The 24,741-nt window shown below is 40.1% G+C and carries 18 protein-coding genes; 16 read left to right on the top strand and 2 right to left on the bottom strand.

What is annotated here, in order from left to right; all coding sequences use genetic code 11:
• Positions 1-60 precede the first annotated feature (60 nt).
• The 12 genes from ACHCNF_RS16700 to feoB all read left to right on the top strand — a co-directional run bounded on the left by ACHCNF_RS16700 (position 61) and on the right by feoB (position 15,423).
• On the top strand, positions 61-738 hold the full coding sequence (locus ACHCNF_RS16700) for a response regulator transcription factor (RefSeq protein WP_408072590.1): 678 nt from the start codon (positions 61-63) through the stop codon (positions 736-738).
• Positions 725-1,705 carry a sensor histidine kinase gene (locus tag ACHCNF_RS16705; protein ID WP_408072591.1) on the top strand — a complete coding sequence of 327 codons (981 nt, stop codon included), beginning with the start codon at positions 725-727 and terminating at the stop codon, positions 1,703-1,705. Before ACHCNF_RS16700 ends, ACHCNF_RS16705 begins: the two co-directional genes overlap by 14 nt.
• 159 nt (positions 1,706-1,864) lie before the next feature.
• On the top strand, positions 1,865-2,635 hold the full coding sequence (locus ACHCNF_RS16710; protein WP_408072592.1) for an ABC transporter ATP-binding protein: 771 nt from the start codon (positions 1,865-1,867) through the stop codon (positions 2,633-2,635).
• Positions 2,625-4,658, top strand: a complete 2,034-nt coding sequence (locus ACHCNF_RS16715; protein WP_408072593.1) for an FtsX-like permease family protein — start codon at positions 2,625-2,627, stop codon at positions 4,656-4,658. The genes ACHCNF_RS16710 and ACHCNF_RS16715 overlap by 11 nt, the downstream gene beginning before the upstream one ends.
• A gap of 96 nt (positions 4,659-4,754) precedes the next feature.
• Positions 4,755-5,447 (top strand): response regulator transcription factor, encoded by a 693-nt coding sequence (locus ACHCNF_RS16720; protein ID WP_408072594.1) that lies wholly within the window; start codon positions 4,755-4,757, stop codon positions 5,445-5,447.
• Positions 5,444-6,502, top strand: coding sequence for a HAMP domain-containing sensor histidine kinase (locus tag ACHCNF_RS16725; RefSeq protein WP_408072595.1), 1,059 nt, complete (start codon positions 5,444-5,446; stop codon positions 6,500-6,502). Before ACHCNF_RS16720 ends, ACHCNF_RS16725 begins: the two co-directional genes overlap by 4 nt.
• 18 nt (positions 6,503-6,520) lie before the next feature.
• Entirely contained in the window at positions 6,521-7,366 is an 846-nt protein-coding gene (locus ACHCNF_RS16730; RefSeq protein WP_408072596.1) for a CPBP family glutamic-type intramembrane protease, read from the top strand.
• A gap of 191 nt (positions 7,367-7,557) precedes the next feature.
• The gene (locus tag ACHCNF_RS16735; RefSeq protein ID WP_408072597.1) at positions 7,558-8,427 is read left to right on the top strand and encodes a CPBP family intramembrane glutamic endopeptidase; all 870 of its coding nucleotides are present in this window, start codon (positions 7,558-7,560) and stop codon (positions 8,425-8,427) included.
• A 247-nt stretch (positions 8,428-8,674) separates the two neighbouring features.
• Positions 8,675-9,289, top strand: coding sequence for a TetR/AcrR family transcriptional regulator (locus tag ACHCNF_RS16740; protein ID WP_408072598.1), 615 nt, complete (start codon positions 8,675-8,677; stop codon positions 9,287-9,289).
• A 29-nt stretch (positions 9,290-9,318) separates the two neighbouring features.
• Positions 9,319-11,106: an ABC transporter ATP-binding protein gene (locus ACHCNF_RS16745; protein WP_408072599.1), complete on the top strand. Its 1,788-nt coding sequence runs from the start codon at positions 9,319-9,321 to the stop codon at positions 11,104-11,106.
• Positions 11,099-12,835: an ABC transporter ATP-binding protein gene (locus tag ACHCNF_RS16750; protein ID WP_408072600.1), complete on the top strand. Its 1,737-nt coding sequence runs from the start codon at positions 11,099-11,101 to the stop codon at positions 12,833-12,835. The genes ACHCNF_RS16745 and ACHCNF_RS16750 overlap by 8 nt, the downstream gene beginning before the upstream one ends.
• A 239-nt stretch (positions 12,836-13,074) precedes the next feature.
• Positions 13,075-15,423 (top strand): ferrous iron transport protein B, encoded by a 2,349-nt coding sequence (gene feoB, locus ACHCNF_RS16755; RefSeq protein WP_408072601.1) that lies wholly within the window; start codon positions 13,075-13,077, stop codon positions 15,421-15,423.
• Between the two features lie 32 nt (positions 15,424-15,455).
• On the opposite strand, the gene ACHCNF_RS16760 is transcribed toward feoB, so the two are convergent.
• Entirely contained in the window at positions 15,456-18,386 is a 2,931-nt protein-coding gene (locus ACHCNF_RS16760; RefSeq protein ID WP_408072602.1) for an amino acid permease, read from the bottom strand.
• A gap of 344 nt (positions 18,387-18,730) precedes the next feature.
• Here ACHCNF_RS16760 and ACHCNF_RS16765 point away from each other — a divergent pair, with 344 nt between their 5' ends.
• The 4 genes from ACHCNF_RS16765 to ACHCNF_RS16780 are packed head-to-tail and all read left to right on the top strand — an operon-like array spanning position 18,731 to position 23,449.
• Positions 18,731-20,119, top strand: coding sequence for an acyclic terpene utilization AtuA family protein (locus ACHCNF_RS16765; RefSeq protein WP_408072603.1), 1,389 nt, complete (start codon positions 18,731-18,733; stop codon positions 20,117-20,119).
• 19 nt (positions 20,120-20,138) lie between these two features.
• Complete coding sequence (locus ACHCNF_RS16770; RefSeq protein ID WP_408072604.1) at positions 20,139-20,537, top strand: AtuA-related protein; 399 nt, start codon at positions 20,139-20,141, stop codon at positions 20,535-20,537.
• On the top strand, positions 20,530-21,741 hold the full coding sequence (locus tag ACHCNF_RS16775) for a CaiB/BaiF CoA transferase family protein (RefSeq protein ID WP_408072605.1): 1,212 nt from the start codon (positions 20,530-20,532) through the stop codon (positions 21,739-21,741). Before ACHCNF_RS16770 ends, ACHCNF_RS16775 begins: the two co-directional genes overlap by 8 nt.
• 1 nt (position 21,742) lies before the next feature.
• Positions 21,743-23,449, top strand: a complete 1,707-nt coding sequence (locus tag ACHCNF_RS16780; RefSeq protein WP_408072606.1) for a CocE/NonD family hydrolase — start codon at positions 21,743-21,745, stop codon at positions 23,447-23,449.
• Here the strand turns inward: ACHCNF_RS16780 and ACHCNF_RS16785 are convergent.
• The gene (locus tag ACHCNF_RS16785) at positions 23,446-24,453 is read right to left on the bottom strand and encodes a LacI family DNA-binding transcriptional regulator (protein ID WP_408072607.1); all 1,008 of its coding nucleotides are present in this window, start codon (positions 24,451-24,453) and stop codon (positions 23,446-23,448) included. The two genes, ACHCNF_RS16780 and ACHCNF_RS16785, sit on opposite strands and share 4 nt — an antisense overlap.
• Positions 24,454-24,741 lie beyond the last annotated feature (288 nt).

The following is a 24,741-nucleotide window of genomic DNA, read 5'->3' on the forward strand; positions in this document are numbered from 1 at the left end:
CGACAATAAATCATTTTCGAATTAGAATCGTAGATGACTAGATGAGGAAAGGCGGTATATATGAGAAAAGTATTTATTGTTGAGGATGATGAAATAATAGCAGGACAGGTTGCCAAGCACCTTGAAACCTGGCAGATGAAGCCGTTTTGGGCACATGACTTTCAAAATATAACTGAAGAATTTAAAAATATTCAGCCGGATATAGTGCTTATGGATTTAAAACTTCCTGCCTATAACGGATTCTACTGGTGCAGTGAGATCAGGAAGATATCTCAGGCTCCAATCGTGTTTTTGTCATCTGCTGATGACAACATGAATATAGTAATGGCGATGAATATGGGAGCGGATGACTTTATAGCAAAGCCCTTCGACCTGCAGGTTCTGACGGCCAAATTACAGGCGATCCTTCGAAGGAGTTATGGAGAGAGCATTGCAGTTCATGAGCTTGAGGTGAAAAATGTAAGGCTAAATCTCGATGATACTTCGGCAAGTGTAGGTGAAAACAGGCTGGAGCTGACCAAGAATGAATATCTGATCCTTAAAACCCTGATGGAACAGCAGGGAAAAGTGGTTTCCAGAGAAACCATAATGGAGAGACTATGGGGAGCGGACGAGTTTGTTGACGATAACACACTAACTGTCAACGTTACAAGAATCCGCAAAAAGCTTGATGCGGCAGGTACTGAGGATTTCATAAAAACCAAGAGAGGAATGGGATACATTGTTGGGGAAGAATAAATTTTGGGAAAAGAGTAAAGTACTCATAGTTACCAATGCATTACTGGCAGCGGTGCTCATAATTGCAGGCGTTTTATACAACATAGAAAGCGAATTTCTTTTTTATGAAATCAGCTTTCTTATTTTACTTACAGCGGTATCTTCAGTAATAAGCTATAGGAAAGGTAAGGAAGATAATCCTGATAATACTGATAAAGTGATAGAAGAACAAAGAGATGTAAGATGGGAAGAGATGCGTGAAAAAGAGGACTTTTTTGCCTTGTGGGCGCATCAGATAAAGACGCCTATCGCAGCTCTTAAGCTCCTTTTCCAGGATGAAGAGCTTTCTATCGGAGACTGTAAAAGAGAGCTTTTTAAAATAGAAAACTATGTCAGCATGGCCCTCAACTATCTGCGATTTGAGGACATGTCAGGAGATATGGTCCTTGAAAAATGTCAGCTCGAGCCGCTTATCAAACAGGTGGTAAAAAAGTTTTCGACTATCTTTATTTATCAGCATCTTACAGTGGAGTTGGAAAGCCTTGATAGAGAGATATTAACAGACGAGAAGTGGTTTTCTTTTGTACTGGAGCAGATTTTATCCAATGCGCTCAAATACACCAAAGAAGGTGGAATTAAGATCTTTGCAAGAGATATTGTCTGTGAGCATGAGCTGGCAATTGATTCTGATAACATAGATAATTCAGATTCTCATCAGGAAATCATTTCTTCAAATGGAATCGAAATTGTAATAAGAGATACCGGAGTCGGCATTAAGAGCGAAGACCTCCCCAGAGTATTTGAAAAGGGCTATACCGGCTACAATGGCAGAATTGATAAAAAAGCCAGCGGTCTTGGACTGTATATGTGCAAGGGAGTGTGTAATAAACTTGGGCACAAGATTCGTATTGAATCTGAGGAAGGCCGCGGAACGGATGTAATTATCACGGTCACAAAAGATAAATTATCCAACCTTACAAAAATGTAAGCCAATATATAGGAAATGTAAGCCAAATAAAAGGCAGTGCATTTCCTTTTTTGATAACCTTATATTGTCGAGAGACGAGATAAAGGGGAAACAAAAAATTGGGACAGAAAAATGGACCACAAACCCCGTCCCCAAGGTCCAAATAGCGGAGGAAAAACAATGTCAGTTTTAGAAGTAAATCATGTGAAAAAAGTATATAAAACAAGAATGGGTACAGAGTCAGTAACAGCCCTTAAGGATGTTCATTTCAGTGTTGAAAAAGGCGAGTTTGTTGCAATCATGGGTGAGTCCGGAAGCGGAAAGACCACTCTTTTAAATATCCTTGCAAGTCTTGATGTTCCAACAGCGGGTAAGGTTTTGGTAAATGGCAAAGATTTCTCATCACTTAAGGATGGAGAAAGAGCGATCATGAGAAGAAACAATTTAGGATTTATTTTCCAGGATTTCAATCTTCTTGATAACTTCACAATTGAGGATAACATCAAGCTTCCACTTGTTCTTGCAGGCGAGGACTATAAGACAATGGATGAGAAGGTAGCGCCGCTTGTTAAAACACTTGGAATAGAAACACTTCTTCATAAATATCCATATGAAGTTTCCGGTGGACAAAAGCAGAGAACAGCTGTAGCAAGAGCACTTATAACAAAGCCTCAGATCCTTCTTGCGGATGAGCCTACAGGAGCTCTTGATTCCAAGGCAGCAACAAACCTCATGCATCAGCTAAGAGACATTCATAAGAGTGGCCAGACAATCCTTATGGTTACCCACAGTAATGTGGCTGCAAGCTACGCTGACAGAGTAATGTTCATAAGAGATGGTGAAGTTTTCCACCAGATATACAGAGGTCAAATGTCCAGAAGCGAGATGCTTGATAAAATCTGCGATTCAGTAACAGTTCTAATGAGGGGAGGAGAAGAAAATGAGCAGTAATCTTCTTGGAAGACTTGCTTTTAACGGTCTTAAGAATAACAAAAAAACTGTACTTCCCTATGTCCTTGTAAGCGCAGTAACTATAATGGTTTTCCACATTTTGATGTCACTTGTTTACAGCAGATTTCTTATAAATAATGGAACACCGGTATTTTACGGAGCCGACTACATTGTTTTGTTTTTGCATATTGGAAGCATAGCGGTAGCAATTTTCGCGATGATTTTCCTTTTGTATGGCAACAGATTCGTGCAGAAGTCCGGAAAAAAAGAAATCGGATTATATGGTGTTTTAGGTCTTAGCAAGAAAAATGTCAGTAGGATTCTCTTTATACAAAGCAGTGTTCAGGCATTATCCGCTATGGTACTTGGAATCCTTGCAAGCGTTTTTGTGAACAAACTGGTAGTTCTTTTCCTTTATAAGCTGGTTCATCAGCCTGTTGTAAAGGGAATGGAGTTCTCGTTAAAGGCAACAATAATTACAGTCATATTCTTTGGCCTTATATTTATCAGCCTTTTTGTTTTCAATCTTATGGAAGTTCGCCTTGGTAATCCAATCGACCTCTTAAAGAGTGAGAATCTTGGAGAAAAAGAGCCAAAGACAAAATGGGTTCTCCTTGTGATCGGTGCGGTAACTCTTTTTGCAGGTTATTATATAGCAGTTAGTATTGAAAATACTTTTTCAGCTATCAGCTCACTTTTTACTGCAATAATCCTAGTAACTATCGGAACTTATGCACTGTTCATCGCAGGAACAATTTTTGTTCTCAAGATGCTCAAGAAGAATAAAAAATATTATTACCAGACAAAGCACTTTATCAGTCTTTCAAATCTTATTTTCAGAATGAAGCATAACGCTGCGGGACTGGCATCTATATGTATATTATCAACAGCTGTAATCCTTCTGATGGTGTGCTCAAGTTCGCTTGTGATGTTGGGAGAGCAGAATATAAACAGCATGTTCAGACGTGACGTCGTGGCCTGGTGTAAAAAAGATGGAAGTCGTTCTTCCGAAAGCTTAGAAGAAGCTATAGATGAAGCCCTTTTGGCGGGGGATGTTAATGGAACTGAAAAAATTGTCAGACTCTACCATGAAGATATGTGCTTCTCAGGTGGAGAGGACCTAACACCATTAACTAAGATGACTGCAGATTTCTCACAGATGAGAGTCCTATACATGATCACAGCTGACCAGTATATGGAATACACAGGGGAAAATGTAAGCCTTGGCGAAGGTGAGATACTCCGATACAGCTCTGCTGATAAGGTTAAAAAGGGTAGCCTTAAAATATTTGGTAAGGAATATCAGGTAAAAGAGAAAATCGGAAATGATTGTCTTGTTGAGACATTTGATCCATCAATGGGACTATTTGCCAAAGAGATAATTGTAGTTTCTGATGAAAATGAGATTGCATCTCTGATAGAAGCCAAGAACACATGTCTAAATGGAGAAAAGGCCCTGCTTGATGGATACGATGGTTGTTATCTTGGATTTAATGTTTCTAAGAATGTTGACCAGAGTAAGGTAGATATTGTCAGAAATGAACTATCCTCAAAGCTTGGAAGTGTCGAGGTCAGCTATAAGGCTGAGGAACAGAAAGTATTTTACAGCATCTACGGCGGAACATTCTTTGTAGGAGTTTTCCTTGCAGCTCTTTTCCTTATTGCAACTGTGATGATCATCTTCTACAAGCAGATGTCAGAAGGTATAGAGGATAAAAAGAGATTTGAAATACTCTCAAACGCAGGCTTATCTGACAAGGAAGCAAAAGGAGTCATCAGAAATCAGGTAATGATTATGTTCTTTCTCCCTGCAGTATGCGCAATTATTCACATGATCTTTGCAAGCAGGATAATAAGACTCTTCCTTGCAATGATCCTATACGTTGACACATTTACTTTCAATCTTGCGATTGCAATAGTAAGTCTGATTTTCCTTGGCACTTATGCGCTTGTTTACCGAATCACATCAGTGCAGTATTATGGAATAGTGTATGCAGATAAAAAAAGTGACGCTCTTTGCTAAAGTTAAGGTTACGTTAAGATTAGCTTTAATATGCAGAAATAGTCATGACTTACTATTATATTTTAAAATGAAAAAGGTAGGTAAGAGGGAGTATTTATGCCTGATAAGAATTACAAAGTACTGGTTGTTGACGATGAACCGCAAATTGCAGGATTGCTCAAGGTTTGTCTTGAGATGCACAACATGAAAGTAAAGGAAGAATATGATGGCAGCAAGGCATATGAATTATTTAATGCTGAGCAGTTTGACCTTGTAATTACAGATATAATGATGCCTGTCATGGACGGTTATGAGCTGGTTGAGAAAATCAGAAAACAGAGCAATGTACCGGTACTATTTCTTACAGCTAAGGGCGATGTTCTGGACAGAATAAAAGGGCTTAATCTTGGTGCGGATGATTATATAGTTAAGCCCTTCGATCCCATGGAGGTTGCTGCAAGAGTTCTATCAACTCTTCGCAGATGCTATGGTTATGACCGCCAGGAGGAAGGAAAAGAGCTGATTTGCGGAGCTCTTAGGCTTAATCCCTCTTTAAAACGCCTTTATAAGAATGATGAGTCTGTAGAACTTACAGCGTTGGAATACAGAATGACAGAATTTTTCATGCGTAATATCGGACAGGTTCTTACCAAGGACCAGATATATGAGTCAGCCTGGGATAGCGATAAGTTCCCGGATGATAACAGTATAATGGTTGCAATAAGTAAGCTGAGAGCTAAAATCTCTGATGGGGAAAAAGAATACATTCACACCATAAGAGGATTGGGATATCGGATGGAAGAAAAATGAGACTTAAATATAAATGGAAGCTGCAAACATTTCTTATAATAATCCTGGCCTATGTTTTTTTGCTTATTTTATTTATAGATAAGATCAAGGATTCCCTGATGGGAGTTATTAACAGCTTTTACGGAGGTCAGGGAATCAATAGTGATCTGGGTACTCAGATCACTTTGGCAAGTATTATTGTGACGTATTTTCTTTTTTGGGGACTGGCTAATATTTTGGAAAGAAACATTTCGGAACCCGCCAGAAAAATTGCAGACAACATGAACCTGGTAAGTTCAGGAAACCTCGATGTTCAGATGGAAGTAAAGGACAGCTTTGAATTTGCAGAAATGGAAGAAGCCTTCAATAATATGGTTTTGAAATTAAAAGAGGCTCAGGACATCAGAGATAAAAATGAGGAACAGAACAGGCAGCTGTACGCAGGTATCGCTCATGACCTGAAAACTCCCATGACTATGGTAATGGGCTATGCCAGGCTTCTTAAGGAAAAGGATATCTCTGAGGATGAGGAAAATCACTATCTGACAATAATCGAGCAACAAATAAAGGCAGCCAATGTTCAGTTGGAGGATATGCTGGATTATGCAAAGTATGGAAGTACTGACTACAAGATCTTTCCGGAAGAAGGCAATATAGCAGGTTTTCTTCGTGGTATCCTGGCAGATATGTTCTACAGATTTGAGGACAGGAAAATAATACTTGAGCCTGACATACCTGACAAGGTTATCTGCAAATATGATGCTGAGCAGATGAAGAGGGTTTTTACAAACTTAATTAATAATGCCATCAGGCATAATCCCGAAAATACCACCTTTAAAGTATCGGTGAAAGAGGATGAAAGTGTAACTATCAGCTTTTCGGATAATGGTCCGTTTTTGGAAGACGACCTGAAGGCTCATATCTTTGAACCCTACAGGAAAGGTAAAAGCGGTGGCAGCGGACTTGGATTGTCAGTAGCAAAAAGAATTGTGGAGCTTCACAATGGAAGCCTTGAGTATAAAGAAAATTCGGAAGAGGGCACCAAAAGCTTTGTGGTGAACTTGCCTTTGGAATAATCCGGAGAGGTAATGATTATGGAAACAAAAACGGAAAACAAGGTAAAAATACTATTTGAAGTAGTGGGCATTGCACTGCTTTACTTGTTTATCCAACTGGCTGTAACAATAGCTTTCACTTTAGTGATAATGCTGACTGTGTCTACAGCTGATAAAGGAGCGGTGCTTAATAAAGCTACTGAATTACAACCGGTTATGGTATTGATTTCAAATTTGATCATCACGATAGTGTTTGGCATATGGTACTATCTGGGATATGTTAGAAAGAATAAGCTTGAGGGAACTTATGAGCCCTGGCAAAAGAAAATATGTGATGCAAAATCAATTGCTTTTATCGTAATCACAACATTGGCAATAGGTCTTTTAGACGGACAAATTGCGGATTTTGTAGTAAGGATAACCCATGGAGGGGGCGACTTATATTCCCAAATAGCATCAGTTTTCCACGAGGTGACTCTAATGAATATCATATCAATGGTTTTATTAGCACCCATGGCTACAGCCTTTGCTTTTTCGGGTATCATTTTTCAAAAAATGAAGAAATCCTTTGGAATGGCAGGTTGCATTATTATACCGGCTATATTGCTTGCTATATCAATGCTTAATCCTGTACAAATGATATACGGAATTCCATTAGATCTTTTTATGATGTTTGTTTCCTATAAATATAATTCAGTCCTACCGGGTATGCTGGTGATGATAATAAACAATGCCGGGGCAACAATACTAGGTGCTATATTTAGCAATGGGGTACCACCTGCAGTAGGAGTTTTCATTGTTGTATTCTTTGTTCTTTCAATTTTTCTGTACAGGAAACTGCCATTGTATAGGGACACAAAAGATATTCACACTCATAACGAATAGTTTTAAGTGAAATAATATAAAAATAAGGTTACGTTAAGATTTACTTCAATCTACGGAAATGATTCAAAATTATCATGTTTTCATCGGACATCGAAAACCGCGGAAACATGATGAGGAATTGTCCACGGGATTGAAGTTTTTTTGTTACCGAATTAGTAAAAAAATATTTTATATGGAAAAGGAGAATGAGTATGAAAACAACAAAAGGAAGTAAGGCTAAAGCTATTTTTGCAGCATTGGGAATTATACTGCTGGTATTGGGAATTCAGGCTGTAATTGGAGCTATTTGTTCTGCAGGAGCTACATATGTACATTTTGTGCAGACAGGAGAAGCCTTTGCTGATCAGGCGGAATATATGGAGTATATTTCCGGGATTTTAACGGTAGCACAGTTTTTAGGAGAAATTGCCTGCATAGTAGTGTTTGGCCTTTGGTATTTCCTTGGATACGTAAGAAAAGATAAGAAGCAAGGAACTTATGAATCAGGTCTTAAGAAGGTTGCAAACGTGAAGACTATTGCATTTCTTACCTTCGCATCACTTGGTATTTATGCATTTGATTTGCTCATTGTAAAGGCTACTGAAATTCTTATTCCGGGAAGTAAAGAGTTATATAGTCAGATTATGGGAGCTGTTACAGGTGGGAATCCGATCATTGCAATAATTACAGTAGCACTGCTTGCTCCATTTGCAGAGGAACTTGCATTAAGAGCAGTAATGCTTAAAAATTCAAAGAAGGCATTTGGAATGGTAGGATGTGTTATTCTTACAGCGCTTATGTTTGGACTGATGCACATGAACCCAATGCAGAGTTTATATGCTATTCCTATGGGCTTATTGCTTGGATTCGTAGCATATAAGTATAACTCAGTAGTACCTGCAATTATTGTACATATCATCAACAATACGTGTTCTATGTTAATACCTTCACTTATGGGAAGAGCTCTTAGCGCCATTGAAGCAGCTATTGTCTTTGTAGTATTTTTTGCACTTGCAGTTTTCACATATAAAAAGCTGTCTGTAAGGAATGAGCAAATTGAGAAAACAGAAGTGGCTGCATGATATGATGACAGGCAAGAGTTTCAAAGAAACGAAGCAATTCGCATCATCTTAAGAATGAGTATAAAATCTGCGCATAGTTTTATGGAGAAAAAGACCTCATGATGACGAGGTCTTTTTTTTCTGTATCATAGGAAAATCCTTTCTTATGATACAAGAGACATTCTTTTTTATGTTGACAAGTTAGCGTCACCTAACTATAATGTTAGCAGAAACTAACAAGTTAACACTGTTAACTTATGGAGAGCAGATGAAAATAACAGATGTAGGTACAAGAGAAAAGATATTAGAGGCAGCTACGCAAGAGTTTATGATCAATGGATTTGCGGATGCTTCTATGAGAAAGATTGCAGGAAGAGTAGGAATTACTGCGACTGCATTATACAGGCATTATAAGGACAAAGAGGCAATATTTGATGCTGTTGTCATGCCTGCAGTACAGGCATGGGAAGAACTATGTCGCACTGAAGAAGCAAGGCAGACAGGAACAGCTAGAGAATCAGGTCTTGATGCTATGTGGGGAGATAGTGATCAAGCAGGACTAATTGTTGAACTGATATATAAAAATTTTAAGGCTAATAAGCTTTTGTTCTGTAAAAGTGAAGGAACAAAATATGAGGATTATCTTCACGAAGTAGTGACAAAAGTTCAGACTGCAACACTTACATTTATGAAAGAAATTGAAGACAAAGGCATAGTGGTAAATCATGTTGATGAAAAAGAAATGCATCTTCTTTTGAGCGCCCAGTATGCAGCAATGTTAGAGATGGTAAACCATGATTTTTCTTATGAAGAGGCCCTTCATTACTGTGGTACTGTAAATACTTTCTTCAAAGAGGGCTGGAGAAAATTTCTTGGCTTTTAAACAATACAACATCAAAAAAGGAGGAACATATGAAAAAAAGAAGTACTTTCTCCTGGGTATTACATTTTGCTGGGAGAAAAAAGAACTATTATGTAGGAAGTGTTATTATTGCAATCATGGGAGTGGCCATGTCTTTCGTCCCTTACCTGCTGATTGCAGATGTGGTGAGACAGCTTCTTGCAGGGAACACGGATGCAGGCTATTATCTGAGACAGGTTTTGATAATGGCAGTCTGTTGGACATTTAGAGTTACATTGCATTCATTGTCGACAACGCTTTCTCATGTGGCTACATTTAATGTACTTGGAAGTATCAGACAGCAGCTATGTAAAAAATTATCTACAATTCCGCTTGGATCAGTTCTTGATGACAATAGCGGAGCATACAAAAATATCATTGTTGAGCGAGTTGATTCTATGGAAACGACCCTTGCTCATGTAGTGCCGGAATTCACGGCAAATATCCTACTGCCAGCAGTAATGTTTGTTTATATGTTGGTCATTGACTATAGAATGGGACTAGCCAATCTCATATCTGCAGTAATAGGCATCGTTTTTGTTGCGGTCATGATGACCAAGAGCCAGGGCGAATATGAAGTTACTGTTCAGAAAACAAAATATCTTAATGATACGGCTGTTGAATATATCAATGGAATCGAGGTCATAAAAGCTTTTGGGAAAACCGGCAGTTCATATGAAAAGTTTGTTTTGGCCGCAAAAGACGGAGCAGACTGCTTTATTAACTGGATGAGAAAATGCATCTGGTGGCAGGCTGGAAGTCTTGCATTCATGCCGGCGACATTTCTTGGCGTATTGCCGGTAGGACTTATTCTTGTGTTAAAAGGACAATTATCTCCCCAAGAATTCATCACCTGTGTGATTTTGTCGGCTGGTCTTATTACTCCTCTTGTAGTGGCATTTTCATATATGGATGACATTATGAAGATGAAGACTATTTTTGGTGAGGCCACTGAGATCATAGAGAGAAAAGATATGGAGAGACCGAAGACACTTGTGAAAAATCCTTCCGGTTCAGACATTGTCCTTAAGGGTGTGAGATTTTCATATAAGGATAAAGAGATTCTCCATGGAATTGATATGGAGATCAAGCGAGGACAGGTAAATGCCTTTGTAGGACCATCAGGATCAGGTAAAAGTACTATAGCAAGGCTTATAGACTCTCTATGGGATGTGAATGAAGGATATATCACTTACGGAGGCGTAAATATAAAAGATCTTCCGCTTGATTATTATACAAGTCAGATAGCATATGTGGCACAGGACAATTATCTTTTTGATATGTCTGTAAAAGAAAATATAAGACTTGGAAAAGCCGGCGCAACCGATGATGAGGTAATAAATGCAGCTAAAGCATGCGGTTGTCATGATTTTATCATGGGTCTTGAAAACGGCTATGACACAATTGTCGGTGGTGCCGGAGGACACTTGTCAGGCGGTGAGAGGCAAAGAATTTGCATTGCCAGAGCGATGTTAAAGAATGCACCGGTGGTAATACTTGACGAAGCAACTTCATATACCGACCCTGAGAATGAAGCTCTTGTACAGAGTAGCATTGCCAGACTTGTTCAGGGGAAAACACTTATCGTTATTGCGCACAGACTCTCGACTATCGTTGATGCTGACATGATATATTTGATAAATGATGGAAATGTTGAGGCTTCAGGAACCCATGAAACACTTTTGAAAAACAGTATCTTGTACAAAAAGATGTGGGATGCTCATAGCATTGCAAAAGATGGGGACGACATGACTGTTGTATCTATGACTGTTGCCGGAAAGGAGGCCGTCAATGCTTGAGATGCTTGCAAAGTTTTTTAACTTTTGTAGTAAAGAAAACAGAAATAAATTTTATACAGCGGTAGCGCTTGGAGTTTTGGATGCAATATTTGCTGCAATGAAGATTCCTGCAGCATACTTTGCTATTGACGCAGTGATATATCAAAAAATTGAAGCCAAAACCTTTGTGGTTGTATTGGGACTTATGCTTATAAGCACGGTTGGAAAGATGATAGTAAACAGATTTTCACAGATGCTCCAGACAGAGGCAGGTTATAACACATGCGCAGGCAAGCGTATTGAGATTGGAGAACATCTCAGATACCTCCCAATGGGATATTTTAATGATACAAGCCTTGGTCATATCACATCTGTTACAACTAACACACTGGAACAGACAGGAGACATCGCGACCAGAGTAATCATAATGGTACTTCAGGGAACGATCACAACGTTTGTTATTGGAATTGCTATGTTTGCATTTGATGTAAGGATCGGGTTCATTACCATGGCAGGCATAATAGTTTTCTTCCTGTTTAACCGAATCACCAATAAATCTGTTGAAAGAGTTGCTGACGAGAAAATTGCAGCTGACAAGGATATGGTAGGTGTTGTCCTGGAGTTCATACAGGGAATAGCTGAAATTCGAAATTATAATATCATTTCACACAGCAGCACAAGGCTTTCAAATGCTATTAAGAGAAAAACAAAAGCTGATATTACAGCCGAAATAGCAGCAATTCCGGCAGTTGGTGTTCAGACGTGGATAAGTAAGATAACAGGAGTGATAATTTCCGGAGCAACATTGTATTTTTATCTGACAGGAACAATGGAGCTGACTAGCTGCATAACAATGCTCTTCTGCTCATTCATGGTATTTGAAATGCTGGATGCGGCAGGCACATACACAGCACTCTTAAAGATTATCGGCAAGGGTGTCGATCTCGTAAATGAGATCATGGCGGTTGAACAGATGGACATAAATGGTGCTGAAATTCATCCTGACAATAAAGATATTCATATCGATCATATAAGCTTTGCATATGATAACAGAAAAATAATTGACGATATAACTCTTGATATTAAGGAAAAGACTACTACAGCTATTGTTGGACCTTCAGGTGGAGGCAAGACTACGCTCGCGTCTCTTATTGCCAGATTCTGGGATGTTAAGGAGGGATCAGTTACTCTTGGAGGAAAAGATGTAAGAGATTATAGCTTTGATTCACTTATGGAGAATTTTAGTTTTGTATTTCAAAGTGTATACCTGTTTGAAGATACTATTGCCAATAACATTAGATTCGGAAGACCGGAGGCATCCATGGAAGAAGTTTATGACGCAGCTAAAAAGGCATGCTGCCATGACTTTATAATGGCTCTTCCGGATGGATATGAAACTATTATTGGTGAAGGCGGTGCATCGCTGTCAGGCGGTGAAAGGCAGCGCATTTCCATAGCAAGAGCTATCATTAAAAATGCTCCGATCATCATTCTGGATGAAGCAACAGCCAATGTTGATCCTGAAAATGAAAAAGAACTGACTTTGGCAATTGAAAATCTTACAAAAGAAAAGACTATCATTATGATAGCTCATAGATTAAAGACAGTAAGGCATGCTGACCAGATAGTTGTTATTGATAAAGGCAAGATTGTTCAGCAAGGTAAGCATGATGAGCTCATGAAACAGGAAGGTATCTATAAGAACTTTGTGATCGGAAGGAAGCAGGCTGTTAGTTGGAAAGTTGCATAACAGTCCGGAATAAGATACCTTATGAGCAGACCATCACCAAAGGTGGTCTGTTCTTTTTAGCATTTTATGGCCGCGCTCGGCGCGAGAATGTTGTTAGCGACATTCTTTTCTTAAGGAAATCTTAAGGAAGTTGTCAGATAAATATTGTGTGATACGTGGTGACGATATAAATAGGTCAGAACGAATCCAAGATAAATGCTATAATGATCATAGAAAGCAGGAAAATTTAGGAGATCATTATGACATTAAAGGATTTGGAAGTTGGCCAGACTGCAAGAATAGATGTAGTTGGTGGAGAAGGTGCCCTCAGGCAGCACTTTCTCGATATGGGGGTTATTCCCGGAGCGGAGATTACGCTGGTAAAGCTGGCGCCACTTGGGGACCCCATGGAGCTTAGAATTCATGGATACGAGCTTACACTCAGACTTGCAGAAGCTAAGAAGATACAGGCGACTCTTATTGATCACTCAGAGGAGAGCGCTCCTGTTACTAAAAAAAGAAAAAAGGTAGAACATCCCGGACTGGGTGAAGAGGGCAAGTATCATTCCAAAGGAAGTGGCAATCCTTTGCCGGATGACGTAACATTGACATTTGCCCTTGTCGGAAACCAAAACTGCGGAAAAACAACGTTGTTTAATCAGCTCACAGGCTCTAATCAGCATGTGGGTAATTTTCCCGGTGTCACAGTAGACAGAAAAGATGGCTCTATCAAAGGCAGATACAAAACACTGATTACAGATCTGCCGGGAATATATTCAATGTCGCCCTATTCCAGTGAGGAACTTGTGAGTAGGGATTTTGTACTTGATGAAAAGCCGAAAGCGATAATAAATATTGTGGATGCCACCAATATCGAGAGAAATCTGTATCTGACAATGCAGCTTCTTGAGATGGACGTTCCCATGGTCATCGCTTTAAACATGATGGATGAGCTGAGGGGGAATGGCGGTTCTGTTGATGTAAACCTTATGGAGAAGCTATTGGGGGTTCCGGTTGTTCCGATTTCGGCAGCTAAAAATGAAGGTATTGACGAGCTTGTGCATCATGCCATTCATATTGCTCATTATCAGGAGAAACCCCTGATAGATGATTTTTGTGATGTCAATGACCATGGAGGAGCAGTTCACAGGTGTATTCATGCTGTTATCCACCTCATTGAGGACCATGCATTCAGAGCGGGCATACCGGTTCGGTTTGCTGCCAGTAAGGTGATAGAAGGCGATGAGAGAATTCTTAAGCGCCTGGCCCTTGATGAAAATGAAATAGAATTGATACATTCTATTAAGAAGCAGATGGAAGCTGAAAGAGAACTTGACTGCAGCGCAGCCATTGCTGATATGAGATTTTCATTTATTAAGAAGGTGTGTGGTGAATGTGTAGTAAAACCGCATGAAAGTAAAGAGCACCTGCGTAGCAGTAAAATTGATAAATATCTCACAGGAAAATACTCTGCTATACCGATTTTTATCATCGTAATGGGATTGGTATTTTTCCTCACGTTTAATGTAATAGGAGCTTTTCTTCAGGGACTTCTTGAAATAGTAATAGGAGAGCTTTCAGCCTTAACAGACAAGGCGTTAGTTGCAGCCGGAGTTAACAAGGTTGTGCATGATCTGGTAATAAACGGGATATTCGAAGGAGTCGGAAGTGTGCTGAGTTTTCTTCCGATAATCGTGACGATGTTTTTCTTCCTGTCACTTCTTGAAGATAGCGGATACATTGCAAGAGTAGCCTTTTTCATGGATAAACTCCTTAGAAAAATCGGCTTGTCCGGGCGAAGTATAGTACCTTTACTTATAGGATTTGGCTGCACTGTTCCGGCGGTTATGTCCACAAGGACGCTTCCAAGTGACAGAGACAGGAAAATGACAATACTCCTTACTCCATTTATGAGTTGTACCGCAAAGCTGCCGATTTATACCTTTTTTGCAACGGCCTTTTTCCCGAAATATGCCTGGCTTGTTGTAACTTCCCTTTATTTTATAGGAATAATAATAGGCATACTTGTGGCATTTATATACAAAAAGCTTTTGTTCAAGGGTAAAGCGGTGCCCTTCGTTATGGAGCTTCCAAACTATCGTCTCCCCAGTGCAAGAAGCGTATTACAGCTCCTGTGGGAAAAGGCGAAGGACTTTTTACAAAAAGCTTTCACCGTGATTTTTGTTGCGACTGTTATTGTATGGTTTTTACAGAGCTTTGATTTACATTTCAATCTGATAAAAGACAGTAAAGACAGTATTCTTGCCATGCTTGCAGGCTTTATGGTGCCGCTGTTTAAACCGATAGGTCTTGGAGACTGGAGAATCATAACCTCATTAATTTCAGGTTTCATGGCTAAAGAGAGTGTTGTATCTGTTTTGGGAGTATTATTTGGAAGAGATGGTGTAACAACTGCGCTGTCAGAGCTTAGTGCATTTAGTCTTCTGATATTCTCACTGCTTTATACACCTTGCGTTGCTGCAGTAGCTTCCATAAAAAGAGAAATGGGAGGAAAATGGGCAATAGCCGTTGTATTGTGGCAATGTGGAGTTGCCTGGGGTGCAGCATTTGTAGTTAGAATAATAGGCATTGCGTTGGGACTTGGCTGATATTGCCAAGTCTCCGCTGCAATTCGCTTATATTACTTCTTTTCAATTTTCTCTTTTGGCATATGTGTCATTATCATTTTTTCAAGAGCAATGCCTGATACCGGTTTTGCCATATAATCGTCAAAGCCAAGTTTTAGATATTTTTCCCTTGCACCTTCGCCAGCATTTGCTGTAAGGCAGATGCATGGCTTATTGTGGTTGGGATTATCAGGAGAATGCCTAAGGGCAGTCAGCATTTGTACGCCGTCCATTATGGGCATTCTGTGATCGATAACTAGCAGGTCATATTCTGTATGTGCAGTGAGGGAGAGGCCTTCCTTGCCATCCATAGCGGTATCGATATTCAGCTTTGTTTCCTTTAACAGGTTTTTAAATACCAGCAGATTCATTTCTGTGTCGTCTACCAGCAGTATTTTGGCATTGGGAGCCAGGAATTTGGGAGTGTAACCGCTCTTACCTTTGCTCTCGTCACCGGGAGTTTGTGGTACATCACTGATAGGTGTCCAGTCAAGAACCTTTTGACTTAATTTGAATGTAAAGTTGGATCCCAGTCCGACAACGCTTTCAAGCTCAAGACTTCCGCCCATCAACTCCAACAGCTCTTTTACGATATTAAGACCAAGACCTGTCCCCTGAGCAGTTATGCTTCTTCCGCCATCCAATCGCTCGAATGTATCAAAAAGTTTCTTTTTATCCTGTTCCTGGATGCCAACTCCGGTATCGCAGACAGAACAAGTCAAAAGTATATTGGCCTCATCCTGCTTTGAATAGTTGATAGTCAGCGAAACTTTTCCTCTTTCCGTATATTTCACAGCATTAGAGAGGAGATTAAGGAGTATCTGACGAAGACGCACCTTGTCACCATAGAGGTGGTTTGGAATCCCGGTGTCTATATTTTCCACATAAATGAGACCTTTTGCTTTTGCTCTACTGCTGATGTTGATAGTGACATCATTGAGTATATCCGCTAATTGATATTCCGAATTAGTTATTTCCAGCTTGCCGGAGTCAATCTGGGAATAATCGAGGACTTCATCCACAAGAGAAACCAGCATGTTTCCTGCAACCTGAATGCTGTTGGCATACTTTTTACAGTTTTCTTCTTTAGATTCCCTTAGAATCATTTCATTAAGCCCCAGGATAGTATTTATGGGCGTTCTGATCTCGTGGGACATATTTGCAAGAAAGCTGTTTTTTGATTTGACAAGTTCCTCTGCAGCGTTTTTTTGTCTCTGTATAATAGCGGAATGAAGATTTAAGAGGATGGTCAAAGCTATTATTATCAGTATGATTTCAACTGTACTGTTAATCATAAGAGATAAGTTTACTTCTGTCATCTGTTCATTAAGGAATGTATCCAGTTCAGCTTCATCGTGAGATTCGAATTCCAAGCCTTTATTATGGAATTCCTCTGTATGGTAATCAATCAGATTTGCGATTACATTGTTAGTGGTCTGATGTGTCAGCTGCCTTGTCCACAGAGTAGTAGTGAAAAAAATAAGGAACAGCAGCATGGTCCATACAACAGTAGAATTACCGAATTTCCAGTCCTTATCATTGTGATAAACATAACGGAAAAACAGGAACCCAAGGACGCTCCATATGACCAGGATCAGGTAAGATTCTGTTGAAAATCTTGCAACTGATGTAAAAATCGGAAGTAAAAAATATAAGAAAAAGAAAGCTGAAAAAAATATTCCCAAAGCGCCTGTAACTTTGATCAGGCGATTATTTTCATTTTTGGCGACTTTATATGCCACAAGTGATGTGTACATATAGGCAATGGAAGCCCCAATGGTGCTGACATCAACTATCCAGCCTATTACGCTTCTACCAAGGAAAGGAATTGGAAGGGATAAGATTACAATAAACGGAACAATATTGGGAGGAAGATGTTTTTTATCTGAATGCCCAAACCAGGCAGGCAACATTTTCAGTCTGCTCATTGATAGCATAAGCCTTGACAGAGCATAGCTGTTTCCAAGTATTCCGGATATAACGGCGCCCAGTATTGCCAGGCATAGCATGATGATACCGGGAGTTCCAAGCAGACGAAATGTCGCATAAAAAGTTGGAACGGACTCATATCCCTCTAAACAATCTAAATCAAAAATATATGAAGACCAGTCTGAATAACCTTCCGGAATTGACGATGTGGCTATGATAGCAAGGGCAGCATAACAAAAAGTTGCTGAAAAAATTGCAAATACTATGATCTTAAAAACTTTTCCAGGTGAAAAACGGAATTCTTCTGTGGCGTGTGAAATAGATTCAAAGCCTACAAATGCCCATGGAGCCAACGCAATAATACTTGTAATACCCAGTAGAGGATGATTATCCTCAGCAAATGATGGCTTGATGGATACTCCTGTTATGACAATATGAAGTATTGCAGCTGTGAAGATGACGATTACTCCAAGGAGCAGGACCATTGCTGAAACAGTCTGGATTATGGCGGGAACTTTACTGCCAAGATAGATAAATACACCTGTGCATACGATAGCGAATACAGATAGCATGGCCTCTCCAAAGTAGACATCATAGCCTGCTATCTGATAATGGAAACCTATCTGGAATATATTGCCAAAGAGATGCCTGAATATCAGAGGAAGAGCAGTTGCATTGGCCCAGGCAATAGAAATGTATACGAGAGCTAAAAACCACGAGCAGAGAAATCCATGATCGTACCCGATATTTTCTCTAGCAAAGGTGAAAGAACCTCCCGCATCAGGATAATGGTTTATCATAAAGCTATAATTAAACCCGATGACGAGCATTATCAATCCACCGAACAGCACTCCAAGCACAGTACCGATAGGACCTGCCAATGGCAAAAAAGTGGTACCGGGCATCATAAATGCGCCCCATCCAACTGCACAGCCAAAGGATAGAGCCCATACATTTAACTGTGATAAAGATTTGCTAAATCCGGGACCGGATTTGAGATTGTTTTTCTTTCCCATGGTGTCTCCTTCCCCTTAAATTATATGATGAAATTGGCTGGCAACACTGTCAATATTGCGATAATAAAATAATGGTTAAATTTAAATAAAAGGACGATTACGATAGCTCTGTTGCGTAAATAAATAATATAATAAATATATGAAATACATTAAACCTAAATAAATCTCCAACTATTTCCAATAATTCTAAATACTCTTAAATAATTCCCAAATACTCTAAAAATAAACCAAATAAATTCATAAGTACAACGATATACTATTTACATTTTACTTTTTTAAGTGTAAAATCCATTTATCTAGTACAACGATGTACCTAAACGGTTTAATAAGAACAGGAGGCCAATATGAAGAAAATAGCAATCGGCGGAGGGCAGGGATTCTGGGGAGATTCCCCTGATGCAGCTATACATATGATAAGAAAGGCAAACATAGATTATCTGGCATGCGATTATCTGGCAGAGCTAACATTGTCAATAATGGCAAGACAAAAGATAAAGGATCCTTCTAAAGGATTTGCACCCGACTTTGTGACCAGACTCCTGAAGGAAGCAGGAAAGGAAGCTTTTGAAAAGAAAATTAGAATAATTACAAATGCAGGTGGCATGAACGTTCAGGGGTGTGTTGATTCCATCAAAAACTGGGCTGAATCTGAGAATCTTAAGGGTTACAGGATCGGTTATGTTACAGGTGATGACATTAAGGATAAAATACCACAGCTAATTGCAGACGGCTGGGAATTTCCTTCCATGGATACGGCAGGAAGCGATGATCCAAACGGAGTTACCTTTGATGACATAAGAGACAGGATTTATAACTGCAATGCTTATATAGGACACGAACAGATACAGCAGGCTATTGCTGACGGAGCAGACACAGTAATCACGGGAAGGGCTGCAGATTCAGCACTTTTCCTTGCACCGTTTGCTCATGAGTTTGGATGGGCTGATGATGATTGGGACAATCTTGCCAGGGGTATCATGGCAGGGCACTTGCTTGAGTGTGGAGGCCAGGGTGCAGGCGGTAATTTCATGTATGACTGGAGATCTGTACCGGATATGGAGCACTTGGGATTCCCGATAGCAGAGCTGACAGAGGACACATTTGAGATAACCAAGGCGCCTGATTGTGGAGGCCTTATAAGTGAGCAGAGTGTAAAAGAGCAATTCCTGTATGAAGTCCTGGATCCTGCCAACTACTACACTCCTGATGTAAATGTGGATTTAAGTCATGCCACAATAACGCAAAACGGAGAGAACAGAGTTCTGGTATCAGGTATAAAAGGCAAGGAAAGACCTGACACCATAAAGCTTTGTGTCGGATATCACAAGGGATGGAAGACAGTATCCATGCTATCCTTTGCATGGCCGGATGCTTACGAGAAGGCAAGATACTGTGCAGATATCATTATGAAAAAGATGAAGGAGCGTGGTATGAAGGCAGATGATGTGCATATCAGTTTCATCGGACTTGATTCATTACACCTTGGAGTTGCAGATAAGAGCCCTGAGACAATTGCAAGGTTAAATGAATGTGTAATGAGAATTGCTGTATTTTCAGAAGATAAAAATGAGTGCGCAAAGATAATTCCCGAGATTAGTCCACTTCAGCTAAATGGCCCTCAGGGTGCTTCATTTTTCGGGGGCAGAGCCCATGTTCAGGAGGTTATGGCTCTGTATCCTACTGTGATTCCAAGAGATGCACTGGAAGTAAAAAGCCATATATTGACAGTGTGATATGAATAAGGAGGACAAAATGCCAAGAATTTATTTATATGATATAGCACATGGAAGAAGCGGTGACAAAGGCGATACCAGCAATGTATGTGTCTTTGCAAGAAAACCCGAGTTTTACAACATAATATTAAGAGAAGCAACGGCAGAAAAGCTTAAAGAATATTTTGGGGATATGGTAAAGGGAGATATTAAAAGGTACGAGGTTGAGAGCCTCTGCGGAATGAATTTTGTCATGCATCATGCCCTTGGCGGCGGCGCAACCATGAGTCTGAGACTCGATTCGCTGGGTAAATCAATGGGGTCTGCGGTTATGAGGATGAAGATTGAAGTGTCCGAGGAAGAGCTTGATGATCTTAAGAAAAGGGGCATGAAGCTGATGGCATATGAAGATCCTTATGAGGAGGTTTGCAATGAATAAAAGCGCAAAAGAACAACCTCAGGCACTTGAGGGGATAAGAGTTCTGGATCTTACCAGAGTTGTTGCCGGACCTTATGGCGGAAGCATCCTTGGAGATTTTGGAGCAGATATTATAAAAATAGAGGTTCCCGGAAAGGGCGACGATGCCAGAGGATATGGCCCATACAGAAATGGTGAGAGTATGTATTTTGCAAACTTAAATCGTAATAAGCGTGGAATCACTCTGAATCTTAAGTCGGAAAAAGGCAAAGATATTTTCAGGAAATTAGTTGAAAAGGCAGATGTTCTGCTGGAAAACTACAGGCCGGGAGTCATGGATAAACTGGGACTTGGATATGATGAGCTGAAAAAAATAAATCCCGGGCTGATCTATGCTGCCTGCTCAGGCTTTGGAAGCTACGGTGAGTACAGTCAGCGGCCGGGTTATGACATTATATCCCAGGGAATGGGCGGACTAATGTCAGTAACAGGAGCTCCCGGAGGAGCCCCTACAAGATCGGGAAACGCCATGGGAGATATTCTTGGCGGAATGAACATGATCATGGGAGTTCTTCTTGCACTTCATGCAAGGGAGAAAACAGGGCTTGGTCAGAGAGTTGACGTATCTCTTGTAGACTCGGTTGTAGCCAGCCTTGAAAATGCATATATCAGATATTTTGACAGCAAAGAAATTCCGAAAAGAAACGGAAATGCATATGCTTCAATAGCGCCTTATGATACATATCAGGCAAAAGACGGATATGTCATCATAGCCTGCGGGAATCAGAAGCTCTATGAGAAATTCTGTCATCTTATAGATCGCGATGATATGATTACTGATGAAAGATTTTTGACTGTACCTTTGAGAGTAAAGAACAATCTTATCCAAAAGGCAGAAATTGAAAAGTGGACTAAGGCGAGAAACGTCGATGAAATAGTATCGATCATACTGGGAGCGGGAATACCTGCAGGACCTATTTATGATGTAAAACAGATAACTCAGGATAGACACATAGCCGATGACAGAGAGATGTTTATCGAGACACAGCACCCTGTTATAGGGCCTATGAAGGTAAACGGAAATCCGATAAAGCTTATGGACATGATGCCCCGGATTACAAGGACGGCACCTACTTTGGGACAGGATAATAAATATGTATTAAAGGAAATATTGGAATATACAGACAGCGATATTGAAGCATTTGCAGCAAGTGGAGTAATCTGACATGAGTAAAGAGAAATCAGATATTGAAAAAATGTATGCGGATTATATGGAGCATATGAAGGCACTTATTTCTGAGCTTCCGCTCCCTGACATAGCGGGAGAGGGAGACAGAGAAGTGCGCAAGATCAGGTGCGGGGATGGTACAGGTTTAAGCACCTGGTACTATTTTCCAAAGGATCTTGAGGGGCCATATCCAACAGTGGCAGTCAGATGCTGTTATCCTCAGCAGGAAGAGAGCCTGGAATACAAGGCAAAAGCTTTTAACAAAAAAGGCTTTGCCTTTGTGATACAGTGGTGCCGCGGAATCGGAGAATCAGAAGGAGAGTGGGTTCCGAATGTAAATGAAAGAGCAGACGGACTTTCATTTATGAGAGCGCTTCAGGAGGATACAAGGATTAAAAATATCGGATACTGGGGAGATTCCTACCTGGCGCTGACAGGCTGGTGCATGGCAGATGCAGTTCCTTCCAAGGTAAAAACCATGTACCTTGGAGTTTATGGCTGCTTTAGGCACACATCTGCGTATAAGGACGGACTTTTCAGGCAGGATATTCTGACAGACTGGGCTATGGCTAATGCCGGTGTGGAAGTCAGGGCAGATTACCTTGAAAGTGCAAAATACCACCCTCAGATAGAAGTTGATGAAAAGTTATGGGGAATAAGGCTTCCGTGGTACAGGGACTGGATCACTCATACGGATGAGGATGACGCTTATTGGGATGAAGGTTTCTGGGGACAACTTAAAGGTATTCCGGAGAAAGTAAAGATACCTCTTTATGTAAAGGAAGGCTGGTATGACCACCATCTTGGAAGTGCGATCAGGACCTGGGAGGCGCTTCCCGCAAAGATCAGATCGCATAGTATTTTTGAGATTGGTCCGTGGAATCATGCATATATGCCATGTATAGATCATCAATCTACGGAAAATCTGAGAGATGAATCCTTAGAATCACCCCTTTTATGGTTTGACAAGATACTAAGAAAAGGACAGACACCTGAGGGTTCGGTCAGATTATACAGAGTGGGAGCTGACAGATGGGATATTTTAAGTGAATTTCCTTCTGAAAATGCGGACAATACTCGTTTATATTTAGGCCGCGAGGAAGGGATGGCTCTTTTGGCAAAATGCCCTGTGTCGGAAGAAAGGGCAGAATTTATCTATGATCCCGAGAATCCTTTTTATACCAGGGGGGCTGAATCAACCTTTCATACGATGATGGAAAATGGCTCACATCTGCAACCTGAATATGATGGCAGATCAGATGTAGTCACATTTGTCTCTGCGCCAATAAGTGAAGAGATGCATATTTGCGGAAAAATATGTGCAAAATTATGGGTTTCATCAGATGCTGAGGATACCGCTTTTTCTATAAAAATCAGTGAGATATTTGAGGACGGCGAAGCCTATAATGTGAGAGGTACCATAACAACCCTGGCTTACAGGAATGGGGTACCGCACAGAATCAGCTATGAAGCAGGTAAAAAGGTACTTATTGAGCTTAAAACCTGGGATATTGACTGGCTTTTCAAACAGGGAAGCAGGATACGCCTTGATATAAGTTCGTCGGATTTTCCGCAGTACAGCGTGCATTCAAATTACCCCGGAGTATGGTCGGCGCAGGAAAAGACCAAAAAGGCTGTGCAGACTATTTATTTTGGCGGCGAATCGGATTCATGTATAATCCTGCCAAAAAAGAGGCTGCCTTAAAAAGGGCAGCTCTCTCTGGCAATATATTCTGCATGAAAGACTCTGGTATCAGGAGTCAGATTCATATCAGTAATAGCTCTTGTTATTCTGGCAAGGCAGGCATCGGCCATGGCTTCCATGGGCAGACTGACTACAGACAAGGATGGAACAGAGTATTCTTCATGCTCACGATTACCATTACCGATACTTATAAGTTCTATCTGCCCGGGAAGGCTTATTCCTTTATCGTGAAATGCTTTAAGAGCTCCATAGGCTATATTGTCAGAACTACACAAGACACAGTCAGGGAGGGGCTTTTTGCTGATTATATTAAGTGCCCCGTTATATCCGCCGGTTGGCGTATCCTCTGTAAAAAACGTCTTTATACCGGTAGTTGGTTTGAGTCCGAAAGTACTGGCAAAAGCTTTTTCGCGGACTGTCATACCGGGAAAATTAGCTTTGGATGACAGGATAACCGGGTGCTTTTTGCCATGTCTTACAAAGACCTGTGCCGCCAGGCTTCCTATTTCTTCATCATCCATGGTTACCGTAGGATATTTGGCAGAATCTCTGTTGTAGAGAACGATTGGCACGGACAAATCTGAATTCTCGAGATACTCCATGTCTTTTTCAGAAGCATTACAGATAATTATGCCGTTACTTCCCATCAGTGTCCGGGCAGTCATTGATTCCTCAAGATGGTCAATAGAAAAAGGTTTGACCAGAAGATCGTAATTATAACCATTGTTGATTATTGAATCCTGCAGACCTTTGAGGAATCTGGTCAGGATGTACTGCCTTGCGGAGGAATCCCAGAAAAGTGTTATCACCGGAAGATTAGGGAGATTACTCCTTAGAAGTTTGGATTGCATATTTGGTGTGTATCCGAGGGTTTTTGCTGCTTCAAGAACCTTTTTCTTAGTTGCATCAGAGATATTTCTTTTTTCAGACAGTCCCCTAAGAACAATGGATACAGTACTGGGTGATAATTCAGTGTATTTTGCGATGTCTTTAATGGTAACCATGGCTTGATATAATCCTTTGTTTATTATTATTTATAGAAGAACACGTGAAGCGATATTTTTAAACAAACGTTGTACTAAATAATATCATATATATTATATCTTCTAATAAAATACATTTTAAGAAATTTGTAGCGAAAATGATACTAAAATTTCAGACGAATATTTGTACATATAAACGAAAAAATTAAGTACAACAATATTTAGTTTTACAAAATTATGGCATGGAAATATAATTCTTTTATATGATTTGCAACGTTGTACTATATTTTGCTTAATCTTGTTACATGA

This window comes from Butyrivibrio sp. NATIVEDY162 (genome assembly GCF_045999815.1).
GTDB lineage: Bacteria > Bacillota > Clostridia > Lachnospirales > Lachnospiraceae > Butyrivibrio.